This window comes from Neobacillus cucumis (genome assembly GCF_002860255.1).
In the GTDB taxonomy this organism is placed as follows: domain Bacteria; phylum Bacillota; class Bacilli; order Bacillales; family Cytobacillaceae; genus Neobacillus; species Neobacillus cucumis_A.
Genome location: NZ_PGVE01000100.1, coordinates 1 through 4,812 on the forward strand (window position 1 = coordinate 1; position 4,812 = coordinate 4,812).

At 40.6% G+C, this 4,812-nt stretch carries 8 protein-coding genes; 1 reads left to right on the plus strand and 7 read right to left on the minus strand.

Annotation, left to right across the window (positions count from 1 at the left end; all coding sequences use genetic code 11):
• Window positions 1-205 precede the first annotated feature (205 nt).
• From CVD27_RS25665 to CVD27_RS25680, 4 genes are all read right to left on the minus strand, one after another.
• The gene (locus tag CVD27_RS25665; RefSeq protein ID WP_101651810.1) at window positions 206-628 is read right to left on the minus strand and encodes a hypothetical protein; all 423 of its coding nucleotides are present in this window, start codon (window positions 626-628) and stop codon (window positions 206-208) included.
• A 120-nt stretch (window positions 629-748) separates the two neighbouring features.
• Window positions 749-1,300, minus strand: coding sequence for a superoxide dismutase family protein (locus CVD27_RS25670; RefSeq protein WP_101651812.1), 552 nt, complete (start codon window positions 1,298-1,300; stop codon window positions 749-751).
• Between the two features lie 112 nt (window positions 1,301-1,412).
• The gene (locus CVD27_RS25675; RefSeq protein ID WP_101651814.1) at window positions 1,413-1,625 is read right to left on the minus strand and encodes a hypothetical protein; all 213 of its coding nucleotides are present in this window, start codon (window positions 1,623-1,625) and stop codon (window positions 1,413-1,415) included.
• A 72-nt stretch (window positions 1,626-1,697) separates the two neighbouring features.
• Window positions 1,698-2,447, minus strand: a complete 750-nt coding sequence (locus CVD27_RS25680) for a peptidylprolyl isomerase (RefSeq protein WP_101651816.1) — start codon at window positions 2,445-2,447, stop codon at window positions 1,698-1,700.
• A 106-nt stretch (window positions 2,448-2,553) separates the two neighbouring features.
• Here CVD27_RS25680 and CVD27_RS25685 point away from each other — a divergent pair, with 106 nt between their 5' ends.
• Window positions 2,554-2,937, plus strand: a complete 384-nt coding sequence (locus tag CVD27_RS25685; protein WP_101651818.1) for a kinase-associated lipoprotein B — start codon at window positions 2,554-2,556, stop codon at window positions 2,935-2,937.
• Between the two features lie 36 nt (window positions 2,938-2,973).
• Here the strand turns inward: CVD27_RS25685 and kapD are convergent, their stop codons facing one another.
• The 3 genes from kapD to CVD27_RS25700 form a co-directional block, all read right to left on the minus strand.
• Entirely contained in the window at window positions 2,974-3,597 is a 624-nt protein-coding gene (gene kapD / locus CVD27_RS25690; RefSeq protein ID WP_101651819.1) for a 3'-5' exonuclease KapD, read from the minus strand.
• A gap of 185 nt (window positions 3,598-3,782) precedes the next feature.
• On the minus strand, window positions 3,783-4,166 hold the full coding sequence (locus CVD27_RS25695) for a hotdog fold thioesterase (protein ID WP_101651821.1): 384 nt from the start codon (window positions 4,164-4,166) through the stop codon (window positions 3,783-3,785).
• A gap of 124 nt (window positions 4,167-4,290) precedes the next feature.
• Window positions 4,291-4,536, minus strand: a complete 246-nt coding sequence (locus tag CVD27_RS25700; RefSeq protein ID WP_101651823.1) for a hypothetical protein — start codon at window positions 4,534-4,536, stop codon at window positions 4,291-4,293.
• Window positions 4,537-4,812 lie beyond the last annotated feature (276 nt).

Genomic DNA, 4,812 nt, shown 5'->3' on the forward strand with positions numbered 1-4,812 from the left:
AAGCGCCTTGATCAGCCCCGACAAGCATAAGACGAGCCGGCCGAAAGGTTGCTCTTTAACCTTTTGGACGGATTGGCTGTAGACCATCGAGGGGCTAGGCGCTGGAGCTGGACAATTCTCAAAGTCGAAAATTTTTATACTTACTTATCTTATGAAAAAGAAAACCTGTCTCTCTTTTACAAGAAACAGGTTAACCTTCACGTAATTACTTTTCTTTTTTCCGCTGTCCCATCATGGATCCGCCCATCATTTGCGGGAAACCTCCCATTGGCTGCTGTCCACCCATCATCTGTGGAAAACCTCCCATTGGCTGCTGTCCGCCCATCATTTGCGGGAAGCCTCCCATTGGCTGCTGTCCGCCCATCATTTGCGGAAATCCTCCCATTGGCTGCTGTCCACCCATCATTTGTGGAGTACCTCCCATTGGCTGCTGTCCACCCATCATTTGTGGAAAACCACCCATTTGTGGTTGGCCATGATAACCGCCCATCATTTGTGGATAGCCATGCTGATATCCGCCCATTTGAGGGTAGCCTTGATACGGATAGCCCCCCATTTGAGGAAATCCACCCATCATTTGTGGCATCCCCATTTGTCCTGGAAATCCGCCAAATTGTCTTTTCTCCATAAGATCGCCTCCTTGCATTCTCCTTAATAGTGTATGTACCACTTTTTGGATAAGCTTAGATGGATACCTATGGAAGAAAAAAATAAATAATAAATAGCCCCAATCTTGAATCACTTTAACTTATTTCTTTTCGTCTTGTGCTTTTTTCTGGCCTGCTTTTTTCACTTTAGATATTTCTCCGCAAGCAATCCGGTTGCCGGAATTTCCAGCAGGCTGAGTCATCCCATCATCTTTTCCCTCATGAACAACAATGGAGGTTCCTTCTTTTGTAAACAGCGATTTTTTTCCGCTTTTTAAGGTCACATTGGGTGCCATTAAATCAGCCTTTACTGACCCGTCATCTTCGACAATTAAATTTGGCAGATCGCCTGCATGGGCTCCTTTCGGATGTAATAAACCATGCTCTTTATTTTCTGGATTAAAATGATTACCAGCTGATTTAAAATCAGGTGCTTCGCATTTACCTGTATCATGTATATGTATGGCATGTTCACCTGCGGGGAGCCCCTTTAAATTGACAGTCATCTTCACACCGCTCGACTGTTCTGCAAGCGTTATTGTCCCTAGGGAATCTCCTGCAGGATTATACATATCTACATCCAGTTTTTTCACTTCTTTTTCCATACATCCTGTTAACAAAAGAAGTGGAACAAGCATCCAGCTTTTTTTCATATGGTTTCCCCCATTTAGACATTTTGGGGTTAGTATTGGCAATTAGGCTTTGAACTATTCTACCAATGCAGGATTGCTGGATAGGTAGAATAGAAAAAAGAAACAGTTACCATTAACTGTTCCTTTGAGAAGATTGATTCTTTTTTATGATTTGTTCTTCTAGCTCTTTCGCTTTCTGAGCTTCCCGATTCGATATTTTGATAATGAGCCGCATGGTTAGTAAAGCACCAATTAAAAAAATAAAACAGGTGATTGCAGCTGGGATGTATTCTGATTTATCTTCAGGAAAATATAAAAACAATGCTAGTACGGATGGCAGAAACATTTCTCTTCTCCCTTTCTTATAAAGCCCCTAATAAGTTCACCTTATTATAGCAACAAAAAGGGAAAACCTGCATCATTTTAAAACTTTGACTCCTTTAATGACTACATCTTTTTCTGGCTTATCTTTTGCATCTACTGGAGTATCGGCTATTTTATCGACGATATCCATGCCCTCGATTACTTGTCCAAAAACGGTGTGACGATGGTCTAGCCATGGTGTACCCCCATTTTTATCATAGGCATCGATGATTTCTTTTGGATAACCAGCCTTTTCCATTTCAGTTTTCATTGCAGAGTCCAGTGAGGTTTTTTGGACAATAAAAAATTGACTTCCATTCGTATTGGCGCCGGCATTTGCCATTGACAGAGCACCACGCAGATTAAAAAGATTATTTGAGAATTCATCTTCAAACGGGGTCTTCCAAATACTTTCACCGCCCGTTCCATCTCCCTTGGGATCACCGCCTTGTATCATGAAATCCTTGATTACACGGTGAAAGATTAAACCATCATAGTATCCTTTTTGACTGTGTTTCACAAAGTTTTCGACAGCTTTTGGTGCATACTCTGGAAAAAGTTTAATTTTAATTGTACCCATGGTTGTTTCCATCTCAACTAATTTTTCATTTTCAGCCACTTCGGTTGAAAGCTGAGGATAAGCTTTATCTGACACTTGTTTTTCTGCTCCTTCCTTTTGTTCCGTTTTTGGAGCGGCAGTCTTTGACTCTGTTGCTGTTTCATCTTTCTTTTGGCTCGTCCCGCATGCCGCCAACACTAGAACAATGGTTAAAAAAATAAAGATAACTGGCCACTTCTTACTCATTTATTCTCCCTCCAATTTTTCACTTTAAACTTTTTGCACTATGTTTTTAATTTAGTCATAATGAAAGGGTGGAATCAAGTGAATTTATGATGAAGGGGTGGATTTTGTGGCAGAATTGCAAGTGGGCAGTGTCGTTACAGGAATTTATAAAACAGGAAAATATATCGGGGAAATAACAGAAATACGCCCGCAGCATTATCTGGTAAGAGTTTTGGCGGTTTTGAAACATCCGACTCAGGGAGATCTACACTCTCCTAAGGATGCGGATGTTCTTTTTTTCCATGAAAGAAAGGCTCTTAGTTACCGGGAGCAGACAAATATTCCAAAACAAATGGTTAAGCCTTTTGAGAGCGATGTCCCTGAATATCAGGCATCCTTAAAAGAAGCATTAGAAAAGATGAAAAAGGATTTAGCTGAGACAGATTCTGAGTGGGCTGATATGAGCCTGCGGGCATTGGAATCGTTAGAAAAGGATTACAAATTTTCCTAATATAAAAGGCCAAATCAGTTTGAATGATTTGGCCTTTTATGCGAATTCATTTAGAAGCTTTGAAAAATCTACCCTGTCTCCGATTGTCGTTGGTTTTGGTTTTTCCAAATATCGTTTATCCTTTTCAACCAGTTTGAATATATTATAGGTAGTTAAGGCATCGTCCAATGCCCGGTGATGTTTGCCGGTCCCTTCTTTTCCATATTCCTGAACCGCTTTCCAAAGACCCGTTTGATTTTGATCCCCAAAGAATCGTTTATATTCCATTGATAAATCTAATTCCGCTCCATTAAAAGGAAAAGCAGCTCCTGCCATCAAACAGTTTTGTCGAAGTACCTTCATATCCATATTGCCCCAAGTAACGATGGTTGTCTCAACATTATCTTTATTGAATTCCGCCAATTTCTTAATGAGTTCGTAGATAGATAATCCCGTGTCAACTTGTTGCTGGGTGATATGTAAGAATGATTTGCAACGTTCAGATAATTTAGGGAACCTTAACGGAGTTACATAGGAGGAAAATTGTTCAGTTACTTGCTCATCAACTACGGCGACAATCCCCACCTCGATAATTTCCGCAAAGAAGTCCTTCATACGAACATTTCGCTCAGGCATAGTAAACTCAAAATCAATAAATAAATATTGTTTCTTTGCTCTCATCGTTTTCACCACCTTTTTCTTTTTCCATCTTACTACCATTATATAAAGATACCTGTACAAAAAATTGTGCTTTTTTTCTATTTTTTTATATCTAACATTATAACACGAATCCGAAGGGAATTTTTTAAATTTTTGTACAATGGGCACAAAAAAAGAATGGGATCTCCATTCTCCTTTAAAGCCTATTATTTATTTCGTTTAATGACAGCCATCGTACATCTAGAAACACAGATAAGCCGATCCTGTTCATCCGTGATTTTAATATCCCAGACCATGGTTGTTTTTCCCTGATGCAGTATGGTTGCTGTTGCGGTAACCACTCCGTCTGTTTTCGGACGGACATGATTCGCATTGATTTCTAAACCCGCTACTCCCTCTGTTTCTTTATCAACAAGTTCATAGGCGCCAAGACTTGCAACTGTTTCCGCTAAGGCAACGGATGCCCCGCCATGAAGCAAGCCAAATGGTTGTTTCGTTCGATGATCAACTGACATGGTCGCTGTTACTTTCCCACGTTCTATATTTGTGATTTCGATTCCTAGTGCTTCAATTAATGTATTTTTTATCATCGTAACCCTCCCGTACTTCGTTTATTTCCATATTAACCTATTCTTCAACTGGTTGTATATTCCTTGTAATTTTTCATTAGGAAAAAGAAAAAAACAGCTGCGAAAGCTGTTTTTTGCGTACATTTTAAACAAAACCTGGGTATCCAAATCCAGGATAACCACCGAATCCTGGGTATCCAAATCCTGGATAACCAAATCCTGGGTAAGCACCGAATCCTGGGTAACCATAAAATGGCCGGGCTGCAAAAGAAGCTCCTAAACCGCCTCCTAGTAAACCTCCTAAAAAGCTAAGTCCACCTATCGCTAATGGCCAGCCAAGACCAATAAATCTCTGATCCTGTACCGGGTACGGGCTTCGATATGGGTACATATCTTATTACCTCCTTTTTCTATACTTGCCTACACTATTTCATATGCGAGAAAGGCGGGTTTGGAGTGGGCAAATAGAAAAGCGAAAGCGCCCGTTTAGCGGGTTCTTGCGGACAAATTCCTCGGATTATCCGGGCTCTTTTGTCCTCAAGGTGCCTTCTTGAAGACTGTTCCTCGGATTATCCGGGCTCTTTTGTCCTCAAGGTGCCTTCTTGAAGACTGTTCCTCGGATTATCCGGGCTCTTTTGTCCTCAAGACGCCTTCTTGAAGACTGTTC

What these genes read in the sequence shown, in the direction of transcription:
- CVD27_RS25680 (WP_101651816.1), bottom strand. Translation starts at nt 2,447, where the DNA reads ATGAGTAAGAAGTGGCCAGTTATCTTTATTTTTTTAACCATTGTTCTA.
- kapD (WP_101651819.1), bottom strand. Translation starts at nt 3,597, where the DNA reads ATGAGAGCAAAGAAACAATATTTATTTATTGATTTTGAGTTTACTATG.
- CVD27_RS25700 (WP_101651823.1), bottom strand. Translation starts at nt 4,536, where the DNA reads ATGTACCCATATCGAAGCCCGTACCCGGTACAGGATCAGAGATTTATT.
- CVD27_RS25665 (WP_101651810.1), bottom strand. Translation starts at nt 628, where the DNA reads ATGGAGAAAAGACAATTTGGCGGATTTCCAGGACAAATGGGGATGCCA.
- CVD27_RS25695 (WP_101651821.1), bottom strand. Translation starts at nt 4,166, where the DNA reads ATGATAAAAAATACATTAATTGAAGCACTAGGAATCGAAATCACAAAT.
- CVD27_RS25675 (WP_101651814.1), bottom strand. Translation starts at nt 1,625, where the DNA reads ATGTTTCTGCCATCCGTACTAGCATTGTTTTTATATTTTCCTGAAGAT.
- CVD27_RS25670 (WP_101651812.1), bottom strand. Translation starts at nt 1,300, where the DNA reads ATGAAAAAAAGCTGGATGCTTGTTCCACTTCTTTTGTTAACAGGATGT.